Origin of the sequence: Microbacterium festucae, assembly GCF_025421715.1 — a bacterium.
Lineage (GTDB): Bacteria > Actinomycetota > Actinomycetes > Actinomycetales > Microbacteriaceae > Microbacterium > Microbacterium festucae.
On sequence record NZ_JAOEFC010000001.1, the window covers coordinates 1,335,471 to 1,357,428 of the forward strand.

The 21,958-nt window shown below is 68.5% G+C and carries 20 protein-coding genes and 2 tRNA genes; 16 read left to right on the top strand and 6 right to left on the bottom strand.

Translation table 11 applies throughout. The features are described 5' to 3' along the window. Window positions 1–10: 10 nt before the first annotated feature. Both N3K63_RS05925 and N3K63_RS05930 read left to right on the top strand, forming a co-directional pair. Complete coding sequence (locus tag N3K63_RS05925; RefSeq protein ID WP_261579071.1) at window positions 11–997, top strand: carbohydrate ABC transporter permease; 987 nt, start codon at window positions 11–13, stop codon at window positions 995–997. Continuing rightward, a complete protein-coding gene (locus tag N3K63_RS05930; RefSeq protein WP_390895075.1) occupies window positions 994–1,968 on the top strand; it encodes a carbohydrate ABC transporter permease in 975 nt (324 codons plus the stop codon). Before N3K63_RS05925 ends, N3K63_RS05930 begins: the two co-directional genes overlap by 4 nt. A 510-nt stretch (window positions 1,969–2,478) precedes the next feature. Here the strand turns inward: N3K63_RS05930 and N3K63_RS05935 are convergent. After that, entirely contained in the window at window positions 2,479–3,654 is a 1,176-nt protein-coding gene (locus tag N3K63_RS05935; protein WP_261579075.1) for a diacylglycerol/lipid kinase family protein, read from the bottom strand. A gap of 62 nt (window positions 3,655–3,716) precedes the next feature. Between N3K63_RS05935 and serS the strand changes: the two genes are divergently transcribed. From serS to N3K63_RS05960, 5 genes are all read left to right on the top strand, one after another. Further along, window positions 3,717–4,997, top strand: a complete 1,281-nt coding sequence (gene serS / locus N3K63_RS05940) for a serine--tRNA ligase (RefSeq protein ID WP_261579079.1) — start codon at window positions 3,717–3,719, stop codon at window positions 4,995–4,997. Continuing rightward, window positions 4,994–5,929: an HAD family hydrolase gene (locus tag N3K63_RS05945; protein ID WP_261579080.1), complete on the top strand. Its 936-nt coding sequence runs from the start codon at window positions 4,994–4,996 to the stop codon at window positions 5,927–5,929. Before serS ends, N3K63_RS05945 begins: the two co-directional genes overlap by 4 nt. 157 nt (window positions 5,930–6,086) lie before the next feature. After that, window positions 6,087–6,171: transfer RNA gene (locus tag N3K63_RS05950), tRNA-Ser, on the top strand. Between the two features lie 35 nt (window positions 6,172–6,206). After that, window positions 6,207–7,517, top strand: a complete 1,311-nt coding sequence (locus tag N3K63_RS05955; RefSeq protein ID WP_261579081.1) for an LCP family protein — start codon at window positions 6,207–6,209, stop codon at window positions 7,515–7,517. 160 nt (window positions 7,518–7,677) lie between these two features. Continuing rightward, window positions 7,678–7,769, top strand: a tRNA-Ser gene (locus tag N3K63_RS05960). On the opposite strand, the gene N3K63_RS05965 is transcribed toward N3K63_RS05960, so the two are convergent. Further along, window positions 7,748–8,926 (bottom strand): tyrosine-type recombinase/integrase, encoded by a 1,179-nt coding sequence (locus tag N3K63_RS05965; RefSeq protein ID WP_261579085.1) that lies wholly within the window; start codon window positions 8,924–8,926, stop codon window positions 7,748–7,750. The two genes, N3K63_RS05960 and N3K63_RS05965, sit on opposite strands and share 22 nt — an antisense overlap. Between N3K63_RS05965 and N3K63_RS05970 the strand changes: the two genes are divergently transcribed. From N3K63_RS05970 to N3K63_RS05995, 6 genes are all read left to right on the top strand, one after another. Then, on the top strand, window positions 8,896–9,825 hold the full coding sequence (locus tag N3K63_RS05970; RefSeq protein WP_261579087.1) for a HipA domain-containing protein: 930 nt from the start codon (window positions 8,896–8,898) through the stop codon (window positions 9,823–9,825). The two genes, N3K63_RS05965 and N3K63_RS05970, sit on opposite strands and share 31 nt — an antisense overlap. Next, window positions 9,809–10,618, top strand: a complete 810-nt coding sequence (locus N3K63_RS05975) for a hypothetical protein (protein WP_261579088.1) — start codon at window positions 9,809–9,811, stop codon at window positions 10,616–10,618. Before N3K63_RS05970 ends, N3K63_RS05975 begins: the two co-directional genes overlap by 17 nt. Window positions 10,619–10,964: 346 nt before the next feature. Then, on the top strand, window positions 10,965–12,173 hold the full coding sequence (locus N3K63_RS05980; RefSeq protein WP_261579089.1) for an AAA family ATPase: 1,209 nt from the start codon (window positions 10,965–10,967) through the stop codon (window positions 12,171–12,173). Further along, window positions 12,170–13,426 carry a DUF6414 family protein gene (locus N3K63_RS05985; RefSeq protein ID WP_261579090.1) on the top strand — a complete coding sequence of 419 codons (1,257 nt, stop codon included), beginning with the start codon at window positions 12,170–12,172 and terminating at the stop codon, window positions 13,424–13,426. The genes N3K63_RS05980 and N3K63_RS05985 overlap by 4 nt, the downstream gene beginning before the upstream one ends. A 58-nt stretch (window positions 13,427–13,484) precedes the next feature. Further along, on the top strand, window positions 13,485–14,024 hold the full coding sequence (locus N3K63_RS05990) for a hypothetical protein (protein WP_261579091.1): 540 nt from the start codon (window positions 13,485–13,487) through the stop codon (window positions 14,022–14,024). A 318-nt stretch (window positions 14,025–14,342) separates the two neighbouring features. Further along, entirely contained in the window at window positions 14,343–15,209 is an 867-nt protein-coding gene (locus N3K63_RS05995; RefSeq protein ID WP_261579092.1) for a CPBP family intramembrane glutamic endopeptidase, read from the top strand. Window positions 15,210–15,227: 18 nt separating this feature from the next. On the opposite strand, the gene N3K63_RS06000 is transcribed toward N3K63_RS05995, so the two are convergent. Further along, window positions 15,228–16,412 (bottom strand): MFS transporter, encoded by a 1,185-nt coding sequence (locus N3K63_RS06000; RefSeq protein ID WP_261579093.1) that lies wholly within the window; start codon window positions 16,410–16,412, stop codon window positions 15,228–15,230. 69 nt (window positions 16,413–16,481) lie between these two features. On the opposite strand from N3K63_RS06000, the gene N3K63_RS06005 reads away from it, so the two are divergent. After that, on the top strand, window positions 16,482–17,393 hold the full coding sequence (locus tag N3K63_RS06005) for a LysR family transcriptional regulator (RefSeq protein ID WP_261579094.1): 912 nt from the start codon (window positions 16,482–16,484) through the stop codon (window positions 17,391–17,393). A 30-nt stretch (window positions 17,394–17,423) separates the two neighbouring features. On the opposite strand, the gene N3K63_RS06010 is transcribed toward N3K63_RS06005, so the two are convergent. Both N3K63_RS06010 and N3K63_RS06015 read right to left on the bottom strand, forming a co-directional pair. After that, window positions 17,424–18,044 carry a TetR/AcrR family transcriptional regulator gene (locus tag N3K63_RS06010; RefSeq protein ID WP_261579095.1) on the bottom strand — a complete coding sequence of 207 codons (621 nt, stop codon included), beginning with the start codon at window positions 18,042–18,044 and terminating at the stop codon, window positions 17,424–17,426. Between the two features lie 19 nt (window positions 18,045–18,063). Further along, entirely contained in the window at window positions 18,064–18,987 is a 924-nt protein-coding gene (locus tag N3K63_RS06015) for a shikimate dehydrogenase (protein ID WP_261579096.1), read from the bottom strand. A 213-nt stretch (window positions 18,988–19,200) separates the two neighbouring features. Between N3K63_RS06015 and N3K63_RS06020 the strand changes: the two genes are divergently transcribed. Beyond that, complete coding sequence (locus N3K63_RS06020) at window positions 19,201–19,962, top strand: IclR family transcriptional regulator (RefSeq protein WP_261579098.1); 762 nt, start codon at window positions 19,201–19,203, stop codon at window positions 19,960–19,962. Between the two features lie 3 nt (window positions 19,963–19,965). Then, complete coding sequence (locus N3K63_RS06025) at window positions 19,966–20,733, top strand: IclR family transcriptional regulator (RefSeq protein ID WP_261579099.1); 768 nt, start codon at window positions 19,966–19,968, stop codon at window positions 20,731–20,733. A gap of 79 nt (window positions 20,734–20,812) precedes the next feature. On the opposite strand, the gene dctP is transcribed toward N3K63_RS06025, so the two are convergent. Then, window positions 20,813–21,868, bottom strand: coding sequence for a TRAP transporter substrate-binding protein DctP (dctP, locus tag N3K63_RS06030; RefSeq protein ID WP_261579100.1), 1,056 nt, complete (start codon window positions 21,866–21,868; stop codon window positions 20,813–20,815). Between the last annotated feature and the right edge of the window lie 90 nt (window positions 21,869–21,958).

The window sequence follows — 21,958 nt, forward strand, 5'->3', positions numbered from 1 at the left end:
AGGACCGCACATGACCCAGCTCACCCCTACCACCGCCCCGCCGCCGGCCGCCCCGACCGCGGCGACCATCGGCGAGGCCGTCGCCCGCCGGCCGCGCCGCCGCGCCGGCATCCTCGGCTGGTTCCGCGGCGACGGACCGCACACGATCGTGTTCCTGCTGCCGCTGCTGTTCGTCTTCGTGCTCTTCTCGTGGAAGCCGATCGTCGACGCCGCCATCATGGCGTTCCAGCAGACGAATCTCATCGCGCCCGCCGAATGGGTGGGGCTCGACAACTTCGCCACGGTGCTCAGCGACCCGCTGCTGGGCACCGCGGTGATGAACACCGTGTGGTTCGCCGCGCTCGCCCTGCTGCTGGGATACCCGATCCCGCTGGTCGTGGCGGTGCTCATGAGCGAGGTGCGCCGTGCCCGCGGCCTCTACAGCGCACTGGCCTATCTGCCGGTCATCGTGCCGCCGGTGGTGGGCGCGCTGCTGTGGAAGTTCTTCTACGACGCCTCGCCCACCGGGGTGTTCAATACGATCCTCGGCTGGGTGGGGCTCGGCCCGTTGCCGTGGCTGCAGGATGCCGCCACCGCCATGCCCTCGGTCGTGCTGTTCGCCACGTGGTCGGCCGCCGGCGGCACCATCATCATCTACCTCGCCGCCCTGGTGGGCGTGGCCCCCGAGCTCTACGACGCCGCCGAGGTCGACGGTGCGGGCATCTGGCGCAAGGTCTGGCACGTGACGATGCCGCAGCTGCGCGGTGTGCTGCTGATCACCTTCATCCTGCAGATCATCGGCACCGCGCAGGTGTTCCTCGAACCGTTCCTGCTCACCCAGGGCGGACCGGCCAACTCGACGATGACGATCCTGATGCTCATCTACAAGTACGCGTTCCAGAACAGTCTGGGCGGCGACTACGGCGCCGCGACCGCGCTGAGCCTCATGCTCGCCGTCGTGCTCGCCATCTTCTCGGCGGTCTACTTCCGCCTCACCAAGAGCTGGAGCACCTCGTGAGCACCGCGACCACCCCCGCACCTGCCCCTGCTGCTCCGACCGCGGCCGCGGCGGCCCCGACTGCAACCGCGAAGCGGCGGAAGGATGCCGAGGCGAAAGACCGCGGCATCCTCTCTGTCGCCGACTGGCGTCGCCGCCGGGTGCGCGTCACCACCCGAGTGACCCACCTCGTGCTGCTGGTCTCGCTGCTCGTGGTGGGGCTCGGCCCGATCCTGTGGCTGGCGAAGTCGGCGATCACCCCCACGCAGGACACGCTGCGCACGCCCCTGGCCCTCTGGCCCAACGGCATCGACTGGGCGAACCTGTCGGAGGCGTGGACGCGCGTCGAGATCGACAAGTACTTCCTCAACACCGTGATCATCGCCCTCGGGGTGTGGCTGGTGCAGATCGTGGTGGCGACCACAGGCGGATACGCCCTCTCGGTGCTGCGGCCCCGCTACGGCAAGGTCATCGTCGGCCTGGTGCTGGCGACCCTGTTCGTGCCCAGCATCGTGCTTCTCGTGCCGCTCTACCTCACGATCGTGCAGCCGCCGCTGCTGGGGCAGACCCTCATCAACACGTTCTGGGCGGTGTGGCTGCCCGCGGGTGCCAGCGCGTTCAACGTGCTGCTGGTGATGCGGTTCTTCGACTCGCTGCCGCGGGAGGTGTTCGAAGCCGCGCGCATGGACGGCGCCGGCCCCTACCGCCTGTTCTGGTCGATCGTCGTGCCGATGTCGCGCCCGATCATCGGCGTCGTGTCGGTGTTCGCCGTCATCGCGGCCTGGAAGGACTTCCTGTGGCCGATGCTGGTGCTCAAAGACCCGGCCATGCAGCCGTTGTCGGTGCGCCTGCCCCAGCTGCAGCAGTTCATCGAGCTCGACGTGTTCCTGGCCGCGCTCGCCATCTCGACCGTGATCCCGATCCTGCTCTTCCTCGTGTTCCAGCGCCTCTTCCTCAACGGCGCCGGCCTCGGCGGCGCCGTCAAGGGCTGACCGCCCCGCCCCGGCTCCCCACGGCCCAGCCCTGCCCCCTGCCCCCGCCCCCCTCCGCCGAGTGTCCAAGACACGCGGTTGGCGTCAGCCGGATGCCGCATGTCTTGGACACTCGGCCGGGTGGTGACCGGGGCCGGAGGCAGCGCCCCGGGGATGACGGTCGCCCCCGGACGCGTCACGCGCTAGCCCACGAGCCCGACTCTCGGCATCCGAGGGGCGCGCGCCGCCCCGCACCCCGCGCGCATCCCACCCGCCGAGTGTCCAAGACACGCCGTTGGCGCCAGGCGGATGCCGCGTGTCTTGGACACTCGACCGAGCCAGGCCGCACCTCCACCCACACGCACCCACACCAACGCGCCGCCCACCAACCTCCGGCATCCGCGGCCCTCGCGCGCACCCCACCCGCCGAGTGTCCAAGACACGCGGTTGGCGCGAGCCGGATGCCGCGTGTCTTGGACACTCGACCGAGCAAGACCCCGACCCAGCGATGCCCGACAGCGGGGCCCGCGGTCAGGCGGGGACGGGGGTGATGCTGTGGTCGTGGGGGACGGTGAGCACCAGGGCGCCGGCTTCGACGCGGGCGAGCACGCCGGTGGCCTCGCCGAACTCGTCGCCGTCGAGCTGCACGTGCTGGGGCTCGCTGAGGGCCACGGCCACCACGGTGCCGCGGGAGTACCGCACGGCGTTGTCTTTGGTGCGCAGGGCCAGGGCACGGCGCCCGGCGCGGAACTTGCGCAGCACCGAGTTGTCCCAGGCGACGCGGCGCCACACCAGCATCCAGCCGAACGCGCCCTTGGGCTGCACGACGACCACGTCGAGCTGGCCGTCGGTGACCGACGCCTCGGGGATGAGTTCGAGCCCGGCGGGCAGTGACCCGCAGTTGGCGAACAGCACGCTCTGCGCGTGGGTGCGGTGGGTGCGGTGCCCCGACACCTCGTACATGACCGAGAACGGCTTCGCGCCCACGAGCGAGCGCGCGGCGCCGTCGACGTAGGCGACCCAGCCCATCCGCTTCTTGAGCTCGCCGTTGGTGTTGGCGATCATCGCGGCATCCAGACCCATGCCGCCCATCACGACGAACGCGTGCTCCTCCTCCGACCCGTCGGCGCGCGAGATCTTGGCGAAGCCGACGTCGATCGGGCGCTTGTCGCCGTCGAAGGCGGTGGCGATCATGGCGTCGGCGTCGGTGAGAGGCAGCAGCAGGTTGCGGGCGAGCAGGTTGCCGGTGCCGCTGGGCACGATGGTCAGCGGCACGCCCGAGCCCGACATGGCCTCGCTCACGGCGCGCACGGTGCCGTCGCCGCCGGCGACCAGCACGGCATCCACGCCCTCGGCGAGGGCCTGACGGGTCACGTCGTCGCCGAGGTCGTCGACGGTCGTCTCGTAGAAGAGGGGTTCGCCCCAGCCGGCGTCGCGGGCGTGGGTCTCCACGGCGGTGCGGAGCGCTTCGGGGTCGACCTTGATGGGGTTGTAGACGAGCGCGGCGACCCGCGCCGGCTCGCCGCCCCCGGCCATGGGGGCGGTGCGGCCCTCGGCGTCGACCCGGCGGGCTTCGCCGGTCTCGTCGTCGGCGGTGTCGGCGGGGATGTCCTCGGGCTCGTGGATGACCTGATCCGGCTCGGCGGCCTGTGCCGGGTCGGGCTGGTCGGCCTCGTCGTTCGAGCCGTCGTGAGGGGTGCGCGCCATGGTCAAAGATTAGGCCCCGGCGGACGGATGCCGGTCTCGGAGGCCCCAAGTAGGCTGTCAGGGTGATCGATCTCGCTCTGCTCCGCGACAACCCGGACCTCGTCAAGCGCTCGCAGGTGGCGCGCGGGGAGTCGCCCGAGTCGGTCGACGAGGCCATCGAGGCCGACCGTGCCCGCCGCGCGGCCATCACCACGTTCGAAGAGCTGCGCGCCGCCCAGAACGCGCACGGCAAGACCGTCGCCAAGGCGCCCAAAGACGAGAAGGCGGCGCTGGTGGCGCAGGCCAAGCAGCTCAGCGACGACGTCAAGCAGGCGCAGCTGGCGGTCACCGCCGCCGAAGAGGCGGCCACCGCCGCCCTCGCCCGCATCGAGAACATCGTGCTCGAGGGCGTGCCCGCCGGCGGCGAGGCCGACTTCGTCACGCTGCGCACCCACGGCGAGGTGCCCTCCTTCGACTTCGAGCCGCTCGACCACCTCGCCCTCGGCGAGAAGCTCGGCGCCATCGACATGGAGCGCGGCACGAAGGTGTCGGGCTCGCGCTTCTACTTCCTCACCGGCATCGGCGCGCGCCTCGAGTACGCGATCATGTCGCTGGCGCTGCAGCGGGCGCTGGATGCCGGGTTCACGCCGATCATCCCGCCCACGCTCGTGCGCCCCGAGGTGATGCGCGGCACCGGTTTCCTCGGGCAGCACTCCGCCGAGGTGTACCGCCTCGAAGAAGACGACCTCTACCTCGTCGGCACGAGCGAGGTGCCCCTCGCGGGCTACCACATGGACGAGATCCTCGACCTCGCCCCGGGCGCCAAGCGCTACGCCGGCTGGTCGACGTGCTACCGCCGCGAGGCGGGCTCGTACGGCAAAGACACCCGCGGCATCATCCGCGTGCACCAGTTCAACAAGCTCGAGATGTTCGTCTACACGACCCCCGAGGATGCCGAGGCCGAGCACCTGCGCCTGGTCGCGATGCAGGAGGCCATGCTGCAGGACCTCGGGCTGAGCTACCGGGTCATCGACGTCGCCGCCGGCGACCTCGGCTCCAGCGCCGCCCGCAAGTACGACGTCGAGGCGTGGGTGCCCACGCAGGACGCGTACCGCGAGCTCACCAGCACCTCGAACTGCACGACCTACCAGGCCCGTCGCCTCGACATCCGCTACCGGCCGGCCGTCGAGGCCGGGGGAGCGGGCAAGACGACGCCGGTCGCCACGCTCAACGGCACGCTGGCCACCACGCGGTGGATCGTGGCGCTGCTCGAGACCCACCAGCGCGCCGACGGGTCGGTCGCCGTGCCCGAGGTGCTGCGCGCCTACCTGGGCGGGCTCGAGGTCATGGAGCCGATCGCGTGAGCCACGCCCATCTCCCGCGCACGGGCGAGGTCGAGATCGTGCCGCCCACCGAGGCGGCCGAGATCGTCGAAGAGATCGCGGGCGACGCCGAAGACCCCCGGGTCGACGCACCGCGCCTGCTCATCGCGCTCGATGTCGACGGCACGGTGCTGCTCGAAGACGAGACGCTCAGCCCCGGCGTCCTGGATGCCGTCGCCCACGCGCACCGCGCCGGGCACGAGGTCATGCTCGCCACCGGCCGGTCGTGGGAGGGCACGCGCGGCATCCTGCGGGTGCTGACGCTGGCGCCGGAGTATGTCGTGTGCTCCAACGGGGCCGTGATCATGAAGCGTCTGCGCGACCTCGACGGGGGCCCGGGCGACCTGGCCGACGAGACGCAGTACGAGCGTTTCCACGTCGAGACGTTCGATCCGGCCGAGGTGCTGCAGCTGTTGCGCGAGCACCTGCCCGACGCGAAGTACATGGTCGAGCTCGCCGACGGGCGCCGGCTCTACACCGAGCATCTCGACGACTGGAACCTGCAGCGCGCCTCGCGGGTGTCGTTCGACGAGCTGTCGGCGCAGCCGGTGTGCCGCGTCGTGGTGGTCTCGCCCGACGAGACCGACGGCGACTTCGTCGACCTGGTGTCGCGCATCGGGCTCAACAAGGTGTCGTATGCCGTGGGCTGGTCGGCCTGGCTCGACATCGCCCCGCACGGGGTCGACAAGTCCACCGCGCTCGAGCGCGTGCGCGCCTGGCTGGGCGTGGCGCCCGCCGACGTGCTGGTGATGGGCGACGGACGTAACGATGTCGGCATGTTCCGGTGGGCCAAGGCCCACGGCGGGCGCGCCATCGCCATGGGCCAGGGCCCCGACGAGGTGCTCAGCGAGGCCGGCGAGATCACGGCATCCGTGCATGCCGGCGGCGTCGCCGACGTGCTGCGCCTGCTCTGACCTGGGGTTGTCCACCCGGGCCAGGCCGCGCCACCCCGGCCGCACCGCCGCGGTTCGCGGCGTGCCTTTCAGCGCCTCCACAGCCGCCCGCCGCCAGAATGTGAGGGGTCCCTCTACTAGACTCGACCCCTGTTCGATGGATGCTGTCTGTCTGTCGGGAGGGTTGTCCGAGCGGCCGAAGGACCCGGTCTTGAAAACCGGTGGGCAGCAATGTCCCGTGGGTTCGAATCCCACACCCTCCGCATCTCCTGCGGCGTGAGCACCCGAAAGGATCCCCGTGAGCGAACGCACCTCGGCCAAGAGCCGTCGCCTGCCCGTCGCCCGTCACGGCATCCTGCGCTCGCCGAACCCGATCACGCAGATCCTCACGGTGCTGGGCGCGATCGTCGCCGTCGTGGTGGTGAGCGTGGGCACCGTGGGTGCCTTCTACGTGTGGGACGCGGCCAACGCCCTCGAGACCACCAGCGTCTCCATCGGCGAAGACGAGGGGCAGCTGCCGCCGACGCTCGGTGAGATCGAGGGCGGCGCGAACATCCTCGTCGTCGGCACCGACTCGTGCGAGGGTCAGGACCTCGCGCTGTTCCCGCGCTGCGCCGCCAAGGACGCGCCGGGCGAGCGCAACGACGTGACCATGCTGGTGCACATCAGCGACAGCCCGCGCCGGGTGACCGTGGTCTCGTTCCCGCGCGACATGGTCGTGCCGATCCCGTCGTGCCCCCGTGAAGACGGCGCCGGCAGCTACTCGTCGATGAGCGCGCAGATGCTCAACTCGTCGTACGGCTACGGCGGCCTCGCGTGCACCGTGCTCACGATCGAGAACCTCACCGGTGTCGACATCCAGTACGCGGCATCCGTGCGCTGGACCGGTGTCATCAACATCTCCGACGCGATCGGCGGCGTGAACGTCTGCCTCTCCGAAGACGTGAGCGACCCCCACACGGGCCTCAACCTCACCGCCGGCGAGCACTCGCTCGTGGGCGCCGAGGCGCTGCAGTTCCTGCGGATGCGTCACGGCATCGGCGACGGCTCCGACCTCGGCCGCATCTCCAACCAGCAGCAGTTCATGAGTTCGCTCGTGCGCACGCTGCAGTCCGACGGTGTGCTGGCCAACCCCGGCACGCTGTTGAACCTCGCCAACACCGCGGTGTCGCAGGTCAAGAGCGGCCAGCTGCTGCTGAGCGACACGCTCGCCAACCCGCAGCGCATGGTGCAGATCGCCATGGCGGTGCGCAGCGTCCCCTATTCCGACATCGTGTTCGTGCAGTACCCGACGGTGTATGCCGACGGTGGTGCCCGCGTGCAGCCTGTGAAGGCCGCCGCCGATGTGCTCTTCGACGCCCTCGCCGCCAACGAGCCCCTCGTGCTCACCGGTGCGACCAGCGGCGGCTACGGCACCGAGGTCGTCGGCGAGGCCACCGCGCCCACCCCCACGCCCACCGCGACCGGCACGCCGGCTCCCGGGTCGACGGCCACGCCCGCGCCGACCGATGCCGCCACGCCCGCGCCGACCGAGACCGCCGTCGAACTGCCCTCGCAGATCACCGGCCAGACGGCCGCGCAGGTCACCTGCACCGTGGCCCAGCGCTGACCTGGTCGACGGGGTTTCGGCGGCGGGTTCGCATCGAGGGTCTGCCGCGGCGCGCGCCGGATGCCGCGGCATCCGCACCCGGTCGTGCTCGGTTCGGAGAGTGGGTGCGGAACGGTTATGATTGCCGGGTGCATTCGCGCCGTTTCGCGTCGAATGCCATGGAGACGTCGCATAGTCAGGCCTAGTGCACCACCCTGCTAAGGTGGAGTCCTCGCAAGGGGACCGAGGGTTCAAATCCCTCCGTCTCCGCCATTTTTTGGCTGATCAGAGCCGGTTTTCTTCCCCAGACTGGTGTCCATTGCGTGGTCATTCGCGTTCTCAGGAATATCGCGAGGGTCCCGTGGGGGTCCCGACGACAGCTCGTTGAGGCGGCGCAGGCCCTCGATCGTCTGCTGCTCGCCGAGGACGTGAGCGTAGACCTTGAGCACGGTGCGCGGGTCGTCGCCGAGCCATTCGGCGACCTGGTTGATCGGGACGCCGGCGCGAAGCCACTGGGATGCGCAGTAGTGCCGCAGCATGTGGGGACGCTTGCGTGGTGCTGTCATCGACCAGCGCGTGAAGCGCCGGTAGAGGTTCATCCGCAACTGCCGGCCCTTGGGACTCGTGAACAGATGTGCTTCGGGGCGCTTCCCGGCCGCTGCCTCGCGGGCGAGTTGCCGCGCGCGATCCGTGAGCGGCACGGCGCGCTCGCCGTTGGCCGTCTTGGGCGCCTTCTCGTCGTAGCCCTCCGACTGCGCCCGCCGCACCCAGACCGCGGGGAACGGAACGTCTTGGAGATCAGCGACGCGCAGCGCCCGTGTCTCGGACCAGCGCAGGCCGGTCAGGGAGGTCCACTCGGTGATCGTCACGTAGTGCGCCGAAGCCGCGCGCTGCGCCGCGAGCGTCGCGGCGAGACTTTCCGCCGTGAACCACTCATCGGCGGGCTTCTGGCTCGCGCCAGGCGGCAAGTCAACGCCGCGAACGGGATGCGCGGCAACGTACTTCTCGCGCATCGCGTAGGTGAACAGGGCGCTGAGCGTGGTGCGCGTCCGCGCGACGGTGGAGCGCCCTTTGATCTTGAGCTGATCGGTGAGGAAGCCGAGCACGTCGGCCTCGCTGACCGAGCCGATCGGTCGTGCCTTGAGCTTCGCGGGGAGGGCAGCGAGGTTGTCGCGGTCGGTGCGATGCGAGTGCGCCGAGACCTGGGAGGTGCGCGCCGCGAGGAACGAGGCAACAACCTCGCCCAGGGGCGTCTTGGCCTTCTGCGGCGGAAGGAGTCGCGTTCGCCGCGAGTCGGTATCAGTAGCGGCGCGACCAAGCGCCGGGCGGGGTTGGTTGACTTCGGCGGGCCAAGAGCGTCGAGCCAGCGAGAGGGCGGGCTTTCCGTAGACTCCGAATCGTGGGTGCTGACCGCGAGGACGTGACGACATGGGAGTTTCTGCGTGTCGAAACTCGCGGTGCCTCGGAGAAAGTGTGGCTCTCCCAGCCAGGTGGTTCATCAACGCGTCCTGAGACACATTGGCTTTTCAAACCGGCCACCGTGCAGAGCAATGGCAATCGGCAAGTGGGCGACTGGGCCGAGGCCGTTGCGGCGACCATCGCCGACGACCTGGATGTCCCGGCTGCTGAGGCCCGGCTAGCCGTGCGCGGCGGGGTCGAAGGCGTCATCACGCGAAACGTGCGGCCGGCTGAGTACGACATGGACACGGGTCGTCTCGCGATGCTGGATCGGATTAACGTCCACCTTCGTGATTCGCTGCGGGACCGATCGGCGTCGATCGGCCACTCGCTGGACAACATCCGTCGAACTCTGGATGGGTATGCGGCGCCTCCGCAGACGGCGTCATGGGCCGCGTGTGCAGCGTACGACGTGTTCGTCGGGTATCTGATTCTTGACGCGTTGATCGGGAACGGTGACCGCCACGAGCAGAACTGGTCTGTGCTCCGTGCCCGGTCCAGCGAAGGCCCAGCCGACGCGCTGGCGCCGGCGTATGATATGGAAGCGAGTCTGGGTTTTCAGTTGACGGATGACGCGAGGGCTGCCAGGCTTCGCGATCCGGGAGCGCTTGAGTCATTCGCCTCGAAGGGTCTGGCACGCCGCTTCGACGGGGACTTGAAAACCTCGCTGGTTGATCTTGCGGCACGAGCCACGCAGAACTGCAGCGACGCGGGAAGAGCACGCATCGCGAGCTTGTTGGAGTCGGTAGAACGCGCTGATTTCGAAGCGATGCTTGCCCCTCATGGCGGAGTGTCGGAGGTCACGCGTAGGTTCGCAGGTGCAGTGTTAGAGATCAATGGAAGGAGGATCCAGGATGCCATCCGTGCTTGAAGCGCCTACTGCTGATGTCGTGACCGAGACCGAGTTGCTCGTTGTCTGGCAGCAGCCCAGCACACGCGCGATGATTCCCGTCGGGGTCCTTACGTTCGATGGCGAGACTTACGCGTTCGAGTACCTTCCGAACGTTGCTCACGTCGCAGAGTTCAGGCCGTTGCTCGGCTTCCGCGACCTCACCAAGAGATACGAGAGCGACGAACTGTTCCCGCTATTCCATGAGCGGGTGATGGACCCTACTCGTCCAGATTTTGTCCGCGTGCTTGACGGGTTGAGCCTTGATCCCGCCTCTGCGACTCCATGGGAGCAGCTCGTTCGTTCAGGTGGCTCCTCGGAGGGGGACACGCTCCAGGTCACTCCCTTCCCTCGCGAGAGCACAGAGGGCTGGACCTGTACCGCCCTGGCGGCAGGGGTCCGGTATCTTGCCAAGAAGACCGTTACGACGACCGACGGCCAGACGCGTCTCTACTCGGATGTCGAACTCGAAGCTCTCTTGGGTGGGCTTGTCCCCGGCCAGCCCCTCCGAGTCATCGCGGAGGTCGGGAACGACTACAACGCCGACGCTCAACTGTTTTTCACGGAGCACGATGAGCCTGTCGGGTACGTGCCTGACTGGCTTGCGAAGCTCACGGCGCCCTGCCTTCACGACGGAACAAGCGTCCGAGCGGTTGTTGACCGTGTCAACGGGCTGAGTGCGGGGTGGCATCTTCGCGTGCTCGTGACTCTTCACGTTGGGGAGTCCTTTGCGGATCTACAGAGTCGGCTCGACGCCGCCACTTGCTCTTACTGATCCGCGTGCCCGAGGGTCCCGTGGGGATCCCAGCGTCCGATGACACCGCCGAATCCAGCGTGTTCCACGTGCAGGAACCCATGATTCCTTCACCACATGCATACGTCGCAGTTCCCTTGGAAGAGTGGAGTTTCTCGAACGAACTTCCCCATGGCGGGACTCTTCGCGGCCGGAAGATCTACACGAACACCGCGAACATAACGTCCAAAAGCCAACATGCGCACAAAGTGAAGTTCGGCGCCATCGGTGCGCCAAGATCGATCTGTGAGCCCCGTGCGGAGCAAGCTTCGACCAGCGGAAGAGGAAGTACTGTGAGGTCCGGCAGTCGTCAATTCGTGGTGGGACCATGAACTTCGGTCGCGTCGTTGATATCGACGACGATGCCGATGAGGTTTGGGTCGAGTTCGAGAACGGCAACCGGGTCCCGCTCGACGCGGACAGCGTCCCCAATGGGGCAGAGATCGGTGACCTCCTCTATGTCAGCGATCAAGAGATTCGCCGTGCTCCTGCGTCGGCGGTATGGAAACGTGCACTGCAGCTAGTCGCGCGCCTGGTCTCCATTGACGGAGACCGAGTAATCCTGCGAGTCGACCGATCGCCACGCGTGGAAGAGCTGGCGGCCATCGAGGATCCAGCACTAGACGCGTACTACTTCCTCGACGGGGACTCCAGGATCTGGCGCCGGATGACGGACGCAGAGGCGAGCGCGGCCGAGAGCGCCGAGGGTATCGACTTCAGCGTCAACCGATTCGACATCGAAGAGCTCACCCCGGCGTTGGGCGGTCGTGCCGCGTATGGCGGCATGGCCGAGTGGTTCGACCGGCTCCTGGTCGCGCTCAACGGCAACTTCGACGCGCGCGCGATCGCTGACGGGCGCGACTACTCGTCCGGGGCCATCTTCTTCGGCCCGCCGGGGACGGGAAAGACATTCCTCGCCCGGTCGCTCGCCGAGGAAGCCAGTGCCAGCCTGATCACCGTCAACGGTCCGGAACTCGTCGACCGCTGGTTCGGGTCGACAGAGAGGGCGATGCGCGATCTGTTCGAGACCGGCCGAACCCGGCCCCGTGCGGTGATCTTTATCGACGAGTTTGACTCCATCGGTCCTCGGCGCGGACCAGACGTGCACGAGGCGATCAATCGGCAGGTTGGACAGCTTCTGTCGCTGACGGACTCTGCCAACCGCGCCGATCGACCGTTCGTCATCGCCGCCACCAACCGGCTCGAAGACGTCGATGAGGGCTTCCTCCGCGCGGGACGCTTCGACTACAAGGTGCCTTTCGCTCTCCCACACACCGCCGAGCGCGAGCAGATCGTGAAGGCTCAGGCGCCGGAGCTCGCCGTGGACGTGGTGCGATGGATTGCGGCCGCCACCGACGGCCTCTCGCCCGCACAGCTCGCTCAGGTCTGGCGCGAAGCAGATCATCAGCGAGACAGCGACGGACGCACCACCCGCACCCTCGAGGACGTCCTAGCCGGCCTCGACGTCGTGCGGGCGGAGCACACGACTGTCGCCCAAGCCCGTGAGCAATGGGAACGAGACAAGGAACGACCGTGAGACGCAGAAACGCACTCGGGGAGATCCGTGAGTTCATCTACCTCGACGAGACCGGGGTCGAGAGCATGCTGGCCGCGGTGGACGGGGAGATCCTCGTTCAGACCACCAACTCCACCTCACGGTCGCGAGAGTTCACCGCGGGCGCCACCATGCCGGGCGACTCAGCCTTCGGCGCCACCGAGGTCTCCACTGGCCTCAAGCTGGGCCGCACTCGTGCTCAAGAAGAGACCCGAAAATCCGTTGCGCAGTCGGCGTTCGCAAGATTCCGCAGCAAGAACCATCAAAGCTTCGTGCTCAGACATGCTCCGACCTATCGCTGGCTTGCCAAGCGGCGATTGGACGCCCTCGACCAGAGCGCGCTGCGCAAGTACGGCGCCGGAGTGAAGGTCTCTGACCTTCGCCGTGGCGACCTCATCGAGCTTGAGGTGACTCTCGCCGCAGCCGACAGCTATCAGGTGCGCACAGCGATCAACGCTGTGGCCGACGTGGTCAACTCGTTCCCCGAGCTGCTCCCGCTAGAGCAGAGGGAGGTGTTCCGGCAGGTACGGCCGTTGACCGCCCTGATCGACAACCTCAACGGCGAAGCCGTCCCCGTGGTGGCGATGCTGCCGAATCTTCGGCTGGTAACTATCGGTGGCGAGGACTGGCTTACGGTGACTCCAGGTGAATCGAGCGACGTCGTCGAGCTTCACGCCGTCACCATGCCCAACTGGTTCTGGGGCGACCTCGGTAGAACCCTCTTTCAATCCAGGCGGTACACCGTCCTGTGCCGCATCATCGACCCCGAACTCCGGCCCGAGTCCGCCTCGTCGTACGTGGGCGCGATCCTGAACGTCGTTCACCCGCAGCTAGCGGCAACGGTCGACAACATCGGTCCGATGATGATGGGCGCGCTACGCCAGGGCACCGAGCGCGGTGCGACAGGGCGACCATCCGAGTGGCTCTCCGCATACGCCGATGGCGTCGCTGAGCTGACCGGCAGCGAGGCGGTCAGACCGGATCTCTCGGAGATGCCGACGATCGATGTGCGGCAGATGCCGATGGCGAAACAGCTCGACCTTTTTGGTGCGGTCGACCAGCACTACGGCATCGAGGGCGGCGCTATGGCCCAAGAACTCAGCACCCTGCGCAACGATGTGCGTGACCGCTTCGGCCTGTGGCCGTGGTCCGAATCGACTCCGGCTGCGGCGCCGAAGAAGTTGGGCGCCGCAGTGTCGCGCCTCGACGTCGAGTTGATCGCCGCGTATTGGTGAAACCCCTGGACCCGCCACAAGTCCCCAGTACGCCATAACCTACCCACGAGGAGGATCGTTGCTTCGGTACCAGCTCGACGACCTAGACCTCGACGCCTTCGCTCGCGACTGGCTCGATGGGCTGGAGAGCGATGACGCGTCGATGCGCTCGCTCGTGGTCGACAAACCCGACATGGGCCCCTATTTCATGATGGCCAACATCGCTCCGCGTGCCGTCAAGCCATCTGCGTCCACCGAAGAACTCGCTCTCTTCGCCGTCCTTTCTGCGTTCCAGGACGCGGTTCATTCAGGGGTTCGAGCTCGGGAGCCGTGGCGAGGAACGGCACACCACTTGGATTCCGCCTTCAGGTATGCAAAGGAGATGGGGCGGGCGGGAGTAGCCGCAAGCCTGTTGCAGTCCGTTGTAGGGCGCGGCCGGGATGAACGTGGACTATCGGAGCGCCTAACAGCCCGATCTCTCGGCAACGATCTCGCCAAGATCGCAGCACACGAACAGGACATGGCCCAGATCGTGGATCGCGATATCCGCGCCGCTCGACTGCTCGACCCTTCTCAGTCGATCGATGCTCTTCTCCTCGGTGACGCCGATGAACGCTGAGCCGCCCGGCGCCGATAATCAGGCCGTCGTTCAGGGTCGCGCAAGTTGCTGGGAGCAACTCCGAGGGTCCCGTGGGGGTCCCAGCGTCCGATGACACCGCCGAATCCAGCGTGTTCCACGTGCAGGAACCCGCAGATTCTGCACCATCTGCATAAGTCGCAGGCCCTGCTAAGGTGGAGTCCTCGCAAGGGGACCGAGGGTTCAAATCCCTCCGTCCCCGCCACAAAGTTCCTGGTCAGGAGAGTTTTTCGTCGCGCTGCGGTTCGCCCGTGTAGGGTGTGAATCCGCCCCTCCAGCTACGAGAAGGTTGCGCCTCCCATGAGCGAATTCCCCCCGACGTACGAGCCCGAGAATGCCTGGCAGCGGTTCTGGAACCGCGGGGGATGGTGGCGTGCGCTGCTGTTCGTGGTGGTCTACCTCGCGCTGTACGAAGGTCTGAGCTTCCTCATCTCGACCGTGTTCGCGTCGCAGATCGACGCGAGCGACCTGTTCGGCAGCGAGTCGACGGTGTTCTTCGGTGTCGCGCTTCCGATCCTCGTCATGGGTCTGCTGGTGCTGGTGTTCGTGGTGACGCAGCGCTGGAAGCGCGAGATCTTCGGTCGCCAGCCCGTCACGGGCGCCTGGTGGATGTGGATCGCCGTCGTGCTGCTGATCATCCCGATCGTGCTGCGCCTGTTCGCGACCGACTGGGGCGCCTACACCCCGACCGTCGTGCTGACGGTGCTCTTCATGGGGCTGTGCGTCAGCTTCGCCGAAGAGCTGCTCACCCGCGGCGTCGCGGTGAACATGCTGCGCCGCCACGGGTATGGCGAGCGGGCGGTCTTCGTGCTGTCGTCGGCCATCTTCGCCCTGCTGCACTCGGTGAACGCGCTGAGCGGTGCCGAGCCGCTCGTCGTCGCGATCACCGTCGTCTACACGTTCGGCTTCGGGGCGATGATGTACCTGACGATGCGCGTCACCGGCAGCATCATCCCCGCCATCCTGCTGCATGCCGCGACCGACCCGACGACCTTCCTGGCGACCGGCGGCATCGACGCGCACGGCTCGACGGCCGGCGACTCCGGGCTGCTCACGGTGGCGGGCCTGTTCAACGGGGTCTACCTCGTCTTCGGCCTGATCGCCATCATCTTCGTCTCGGGACGGGTGTTCGCCCGGCGCGGCGCGAAGGGCGCGGCGGCGTCCTGACGGACGCTCTCGCCTCCGTCAGCGTCGCGGCACGAGAAGCGTCGCCGCGGCGATCGCGAGGCCGAGCGCGGCGATGAACGCCACCAGCAGGCCCCATCCGCCGGCGGTCCAGGCCAGCGCTCCGAGGGTGCCGAACACGCTCGATCCGCAGTAGTAGGCGACGCTGTAGAGCGCGACCGCGTGCTGTCGCCCCGAGCCGCCGGCGCGGGCGACGGCGGAGTTGGCGGTCGCGTGGCAGAGGAACATCCCCGCCGTCAGCAGCAGCACCCCCAGCACGATCACCGCGAGGTTCGGCGCGAGCGAGATCAGCGCGCCCACCACGATCGCGCCGCCACCCACCCACAGCGGGATGCGCTCGCCCCAGCGGTGCACCGCCCAGCCCGAGCTGCGCGAGGTCACCGTGCCGGCGAGGTAGGTGAGGAACACCAGCGACACCGCGGTCGCCGACAGCAGGAACGGCGGCGCCTCCAGTCGGAATCCGAGCGCGTTGAACGTCGCGACGAGCGCTCCGACTGCCAGGGCTCCGATCGCGTAGAACGGGAGCGCGCGCGGGTTCACGATCTGGCGGGCCAGGGTCGATGCGCTGTGACGCAGCCGCACGGGCCGGTGGGGCTCGGTCGCCGGCAGCAGCAGGGCGAACACCACGGTCAACGCGGCCGCCGCCGCGCCGAGCAGTTCGAGCGAGAGGCGCCAGCCGAACAGGTCGCCGATGGGGGCCGCCGCCAGCCGCCCGGCGAGCCCGCCCACGCTCGTCGCCGCGACGTACGCCCCGGCCGCCACGCTCGCGCGATGCGCCGGTGCGGCTTCGTGCACGTAGGCGATGGCGAGCGCCGGGATGCCGCCGAGCGCGATGCCGAGCAGCAGCCGCCCCACGAGCAGGCCCGCGAAGCCGGGCAGCAGCGGTGCGGTCACCGCGACCACCGCCGCGCAGATCGCCGCGATGCGCATGGTGCGCCGCCGCCCCAGCCGGTCGGCCAGCAGCGCCCACGGCAGGATCGAGGCCGCCAAGCCCAGCGTGGCCGCCGACACGACCCACGACGCATCGGCGGCGGTCAGGTCGTAGGTGCGCGCGATGCCGGTGAGCAGTCCCTGCGGGGCGTAGAGGACGCCGAACGTCGCGATCCCCGTCGTCCACATCGCCGCACCGAGCCGCCGCGGCGCGACGTCGATGCGCGGGGGAAGGGGCAGCGTTCCGGTGGACACGCCACGACGTTACGTCTCCGGTTCCATGCGCGTCCAATACGAATTCGGTGTCAGTGATACGTTTCCGACATGAGTCCGGATCGGCTTACCGCGCTGCTGCCGCACCTGCCGCTGCTGGACGCGCTCGCCGACGACGAGCACCTCACGCGTGCGGCCGAGCGGCTGGGCGTGCCCCAGCCCACCGTCAGCCGCGCGCTCAAGCACCTGGGCGAGCAGCTGGGGGTGCCGGTCGTCGAGCGCAGCGGCCGCGGCATCCGTCTCACGCCGGCCGCGCGCCGGATGCTGCCGGCCGTGCGGGTGGCGCTGCGTGCCGCGCACGACGCGCTGCAGTCACTCGACGACGCGCGCGCCACCGTCGGCGTCGCGTTTCAGAACTCGCTCGGGGAGCGCCTCGTGCCCGCACTCATCGCCCACCTGCGCGACGCCGGCGCCGGCATCGCGTTCTCGCTGATGCAGGGTGCGCGCGACACCTGCCTCGCCGCACTCGACGCCGGCCGGGTCGACCTGGCGATCGTCTCGGGCGCCGGGCTGGGCCTCGACGCCGACCGCGCGCGCCACCTCTATGAAGAGCGCCTCGTCGTGGCGGTGCCGACCGGGCACCCGCTCACCGCGCTGCCGCGGGTGGGGCTGCGCGACCTCGTCGACGAGGCGCAGGTGACCCTCAAGCCCGGCTACGGACTGCGCCAGACGGTGGAGCGGCTGTTCGCGACCGAGGGCGCCGCACCGCGCATCGCGTTCGAGGGCGACGATCTGCGGACCCTGCACGGACTGGTCGCCGCCGGCCTCGGCGTCGCGATCGGGCCGCCCGTGCGCCTGCCGATCGAGGGATGCGTGCAGCTCGAGATCGACGACCCGCGGGCGGTGCGCGACATGGGTGTCGTCGTGCGTGCGGGCGCGCGGGCCCCGGCGGTCGACACGGTGGTGCGCGCGCTCGTCGAGATCACCGACGGTGCCGACCCCGCGGTCTTCGCCCTGAGCTGAGCGGCGACGATGCGACCCGGGCGGCGTCGTTCAGCGGCGCATCGTCATGGTCGCGAGAACCATGTCGCCGATGAGCGCCCGGTGCGACTCCTGAAGGTCCGGTGCGAGCATGTCCCGATTGAAGATCGCGGCGAACGTGTGCCGGTTCGCCACGTGGAAGCACGCGTAGGCGCTGATCATCATGTGCACGTCGACGGCATCGACGTCATCGCGGAAGAGTCCGGCGCCGACCCCCCGGGCGATCACCTCCTCGAGCAGCGTGATCGCGGTCGCGTTCTCGCGGAGGATCGTCTCGGATCTGCGCAGGTGTTCGGCGCGATGGATGTTCTCGATGCTCACGAGCTTGATGAAGGCCTCGTGGGTCGTGTGATGGTCGTATGTCGCCACGGCGATCGTTCGCAGGGCCTGATCGGGCGGCAGCTCGCTGACGCGGATATCGCGCTCGACCCGACGGATCTGCGCGTATACGCGCTCGAGGACCGCCAGATACAGTCCCTCCTTCGAACCGAAGTAGTAGTACAGCATCCGCTTGGTGGTCCGCGTTCGCGCGGCGATCTCGTCGACGCGGGCGCCGGCGTAGCCGTTGGCCGCGAATTCCGCCATCGCGACTTCGAGGATGTCCTCCTGGCTTCGGGCCGCGCGCGGCGTCATCGCACCCGCGGTCGACTCCTCAGCCACCCGCTGCTCCGAATGCTGTGCTCTCATGTTCGATGAGCGTACGGAAGTGTCGCTCCATCCGCTTCCGATCGGGACGGATGCCGGTGATGATCTGCATGCTCGCGAAGGCCTGCCCGACTGCCATCAGCCCACCGCTCAAGACGGGGAGGCCTCGCCGCTCGGCGTCTCGGACCAGCTGGGTCGCCAGGGGACGGTAGACGACCTCCGACACCCACGTCCCGTCGCGAAGGATGTCGACGTCGAAGGCGACACCGGGATGGTGGGCCATACCCAGGGGGGTCGCATGAACGACCCCGCTCGCCGTGACGAGCGCTGCATCCACCCCCTGCGACGGCGAGGACAGCACCCGCGCTGCAGGGAAGAGCGTCTGCAGGTGATCGGCGAGCGCGGCTGAGCGCCGATCGTCGACGTCGACGAGGTGGAGCTCGGAAGCTCCGCACGTCAGAAGCGCGTAGGCGGTGGCCGCTCCGGCGCCCCCGCAGCCCAGCTGCACGACGCGGGCCAGCGACGCCCCGGGGAGTCCGGCCAGAAGTCCGTCCCGGAAGCCCATCCAGTCGGTGTTGTATCCGGTCGTCCGCCCCTGCCGCAGCAGGATGAGGTTGACCGCGCCCAGTCGGCGGGCGTCCTCGTCGAGCTCGTCGACCAGTTCGAATGCGATCTGCTTGCAAGGGTGCGTGACGTTCACGGCGTCGTAGCCCTGGGCGATGAGCTCGCCGATCAGCGCCTCGAGCTCGTTCGGGGCGCGGCCGAGGCGGAGCAGGTCGAGGATCCGGTACTCGTAGTCGAGGGCGAGGTGCGCGGCTTCCACCTCATGCAGCGCCGGGGTGAGCGAGGCGCCGATGCCTTCTCCGATGAGTCCGACGAGATGACCGGCGCGAGATCCGCCGCGTGCGATGCCGTTCTCATCGGCGCTCATGCCGGGTCTGCCGTCTCGTGCGCGGCGGGGCCGCCGAGCACATCGGGTCCCAGGCTGACCGTGGCGACGGCGGTTCGCATGGGGCTCCTTCTGCGAACGCCGGCGTCGGCGCCCGTCTGGCTGGGACAGCATTGCATCAAAACGTACCAACTAGTACATTTCGGAACGAGGGGTTGGTCAACGCCGATTCAACCCTGCAGAGGAGGATGCTCGATGACGAGTCTCGCCGAATGGAACGCACCCGACGCGAACGCGCAGGCGCCCACATCGCTGCTGGGTCGGATCATCGCCATCCTCGACGCGGTCAAAGGGGCGGGAGCCTGCGCGTCGATCACCGAGATCGCCGCTCGCACCCACCTCCCGAAATCCACGGTCTCGCGTCTCGTGAGCGAACTGACGGCGCAGCGCTACCTCGACCGCGCCGACGAGGGCGTCGTGCTCGGACTGCGCCTGTTCGAGCTGGGTGCGCGGGCCAGCCTGCCGCGCCGCCTGATCAGCGCCGCTGCACCGGTCATCCGCACGCTGCGGGAGGCGACCGGGGAGCGGATCGTGCTGTGGATCCAGCAGGGAGATGACATGGTCTCCCTCGCCGCAGTGCCGGGCCGACTTCCGATGCTTCCGACGCGCGCGGGGATGCGCTTCTCCGCGCTGACCACCGCCAGCGGCAAGGCGTACCTCGCGTTCTGCGCAGACGAGCGCGTCGTGAATCGCATCAGCGCTCCCCTCGTCGATGGGGCGGCAAGCCAGTTCCGCGACGAACTCACTCACGTGCGCTCAGCAGTCGTCGCCATGGACATCGAAGCGTCGTATCCCGGGATCGCGGCGGTCGCGAGTCCGGTGCTCTCGCCCGACCGGGTCGTTCTCGGGGCGCTCTCGCTCGCCGGACCGAGCGACGGACTGGACCCCCACGGAGTCGCGCCACTCGTACGTGCCGCGAGCACCAACCTCACGAGGCGCCTGGCGGCGGCGGCCTGAGCCATGCGAACAGCCGCGTGGACCGACTCGGTGAGCGTACTGGACCGCATCACGGCCGTCTTCGACGCGTTCGGTGATCACGATGAGGGTATGGGTGTCTCGGCACTGGCCCGGCGGGCGAACCTCCCCAAATCGACGGTGTCCCGCATCGCCGGCGAGCTCGTGGAGGAGGGCCTGCTCGATCGTGAAGGCGACACGTTCTACCTCGGGGTCAGGCTGTTCGAGTTCGGGCAGACCGTCGAGCGACCCCGGCGATTGCGCCACCTCGCCTACCCGATCATGACCGGGCTGCGCGACCTCACTGCGCAGTCCGTGCAGCTCGCTGTCCTGGACGGGGCGGACGTCGTCTTCCTCGCGATCGTCCGCAGTGAGCCCGCCGTCCGCCCGTACGCGAGGATCGGTGGACGCCTCCCCGCGCACGCGACGGCCGTCGGGAAGGCCATTCTCGCCTTCTCGCCCCCCGAGGTGGTCGAGCCGGTCGTCTCCGGCGGCCTCCCGGCGCAGACGCTGCACACCATCACGCAACCCGCAGCGGTGCTCTCGGAGCTGCTGCACATTCGCGGCGCGGGGGTCGCCGCCGAGCGCGAAGAATGCGTTCTCGGGCGCTCGTGCATGGCGAGCCCGGTGCTCGCCGCCGGGGGTGAGGCGATCGCCGCGATCTCGGTCTCGGGCGCGACGGCCGACGTCGTCGTGGATCACGTCGCAACGGCCGTGCGGGCCGCGGCGGCGACCCTCTCGCATCGGGCCGGCATCGCCGATCGCGTCGGCTGACCGCCCCGCAGAACTCGGCGGAACGGGGAGAGGGGGATGAGCGCCGTTGGCGCCCACCCCCCTCTCCACGTTCTGTGCCTCAGCCGGCGAGTGCGCGGATCGCCTTGTACGCCTCGAGGTTCTCGCCCGTGTAGTAATCGTTGAAGAACTCCTCAGCCTGGCTGATGAAGGCATCCATGTCGATGTCCTCCTTCTCGATCACCGTGTACGTGGAGTCGCTGCGGTAGCCCTCCAGGATCTCGTCCGTGGCGTCTTCCACGCACACGCGGTTGTCGGGACGGATCTCGTGCAGGGTCTCCTCGAGCTTCGCTGCCTGCTCGTCATTCATCTTGTCGTAGGTCTTGTCGCTGACGATGAGCCAGTGGATGCCCACGTTGTGGTCGTTCAAGATCACCGTGTTGAGAACCTCGTCGTAGCTCGACGAATGGGTCGCGACGATCGGGTTCTCCTGACCCACCGCGATGCCCTGCTGCAGGGCCGAATACACCTCTTCGACGGCGACCGACACCGGGTTGTTCACGCCCAGCGCCTGCGCGTTCGCGAGGAACTGGGGAGAGTTCGGGAAGCGGATCGGTGCGCCGCCCAGATCCTCCGGGCTCTTCACCTCGAGGTCCTTCGTGGTGAAGGTACGGTTCCCGAAGAACCATCCGTCGACCACGCGGACGCCGGTGGCGTCGTGGAAACCGTTGAACAGGTCCTCCGAGCCGTCGTCGATCCACTCGAACGCGTGGTCGACATCGTCGAACGCATAGGCCGCGTCGATCACGCCGATCGGCTCGTAGGTGGAGCTCAGCGCCGAAGCGCCCTGCAGGTCGATGTCGATGTCGCCCGCCTGCACGAGCGGGAAGCGGTCGGCGTCGGGGCCGAGCTGGCTCGCCGGGAACAGATCCACGGTGAAGCCCATGTCGGCGGCTTCGAGCTTCTCCTTGAGTACTTGGACGCCGCAGTAGTAGTTCGGCGTCTGCTCGTTCTGACTGGTGGCGACCGTGAGAGTGACCGGCTCGTTGGCCCCGCCGGTCTCGCCTGCCGTGCTCTCGGGACTCGCCCCGCCGGCGCAACCGGTGATGGCGAGGGCTGTTGCTGCGAGCGTCGCTGCCGCGAAGCGGCCCCGGCGCGTCGATCGGGACGTGCCCATTTGACTCTCCTCTTTCATGCGCACGTCTTCGTGCGAGGTGCTGGACAAGGTGCGTGCGGCTGCATCGTGATCGAAGACTCTCCGAACCGT

What these genes read in the sequence shown, in the direction of transcription:
- N3K63_RS06015 (WP_261579096.1), bottom strand. Translation starts at nt 18,987, where the DNA reads ATGAGCGCCGATGAGAACGGCATCGCACGCGGCGGATCTCGCGCCGGT.
- N3K63_RS06005 (WP_261579094.1), top strand. Translation starts at nt 16,482, where the DNA reads ATGAGTCCGGATCGGCTTACCGCGCTGCTGCCGCACCTGCCGCTGCTG.
- N3K63_RS06010 (WP_261579095.1), bottom strand. Translation starts at nt 18,044, where the DNA reads ATGACGCCGCGCGCGGCCCGAAGCCAGGAGGACATCCTCGAAGTCGCG.
- dctP (WP_261579100.1), bottom strand. Translation starts at nt 21,868, where the DNA reads ATGGGCACGTCCCGATCGACGCGCCGGGGCCGCTTCGCGGCAGCGACG.
- N3K63_RS06025 (WP_261579099.1), top strand. Translation starts at nt 19,966, where the DNA reads ATGCGAACAGCCGCGTGGACCGACTCGGTGAGCGTACTGGACCGCATC.
- N3K63_RS05995 (WP_261579092.1), top strand. Translation starts at nt 14,343, where the DNA reads ATGAGCGAATTCCCCCCGACGTACGAGCCCGAGAATGCCTGGCAGCGG.
- N3K63_RS05980 (WP_261579089.1), top strand. Translation starts at nt 10,965, where the DNA reads ATGAACTTCGGTCGCGTCGTTGATATCGACGACGATGCCGATGAGGTT.
- N3K63_RS05935 (WP_261579075.1), bottom strand. Translation starts at nt 3,654, where the DNA reads ATGGCGCGCACCCCTCACGACGGCTCGAACGACGAGGCCGACCAGCCC.
- N3K63_RS05925 (WP_261579071.1), top strand. Translation starts at nt 11, where the DNA reads ATGACCCAGCTCACCCCTACCACCGCCCCGCCGCCGGCCGCCCCGACC.
- N3K63_RS05965 (WP_261579085.1), bottom strand. Translation starts at nt 8,926, where the DNA reads ATGTCGTCACGTCCTCGCGGTCAGCACCCACGATTCGGAGTCTACGGA.
- N3K63_RS05975 (WP_261579088.1), top strand. Translation starts at nt 9,809, where the DNA reads ATGCCATCCGTGCTTGAAGCGCCTACTGCTGATGTCGTGACCGAGACC.
- N3K63_RS06020 (WP_261579098.1), top strand. Translation starts at nt 19,201, where the DNA reads ATGACGAGTCTCGCCGAATGGAACGCACCCGACGCGAACGCGCAGGCG.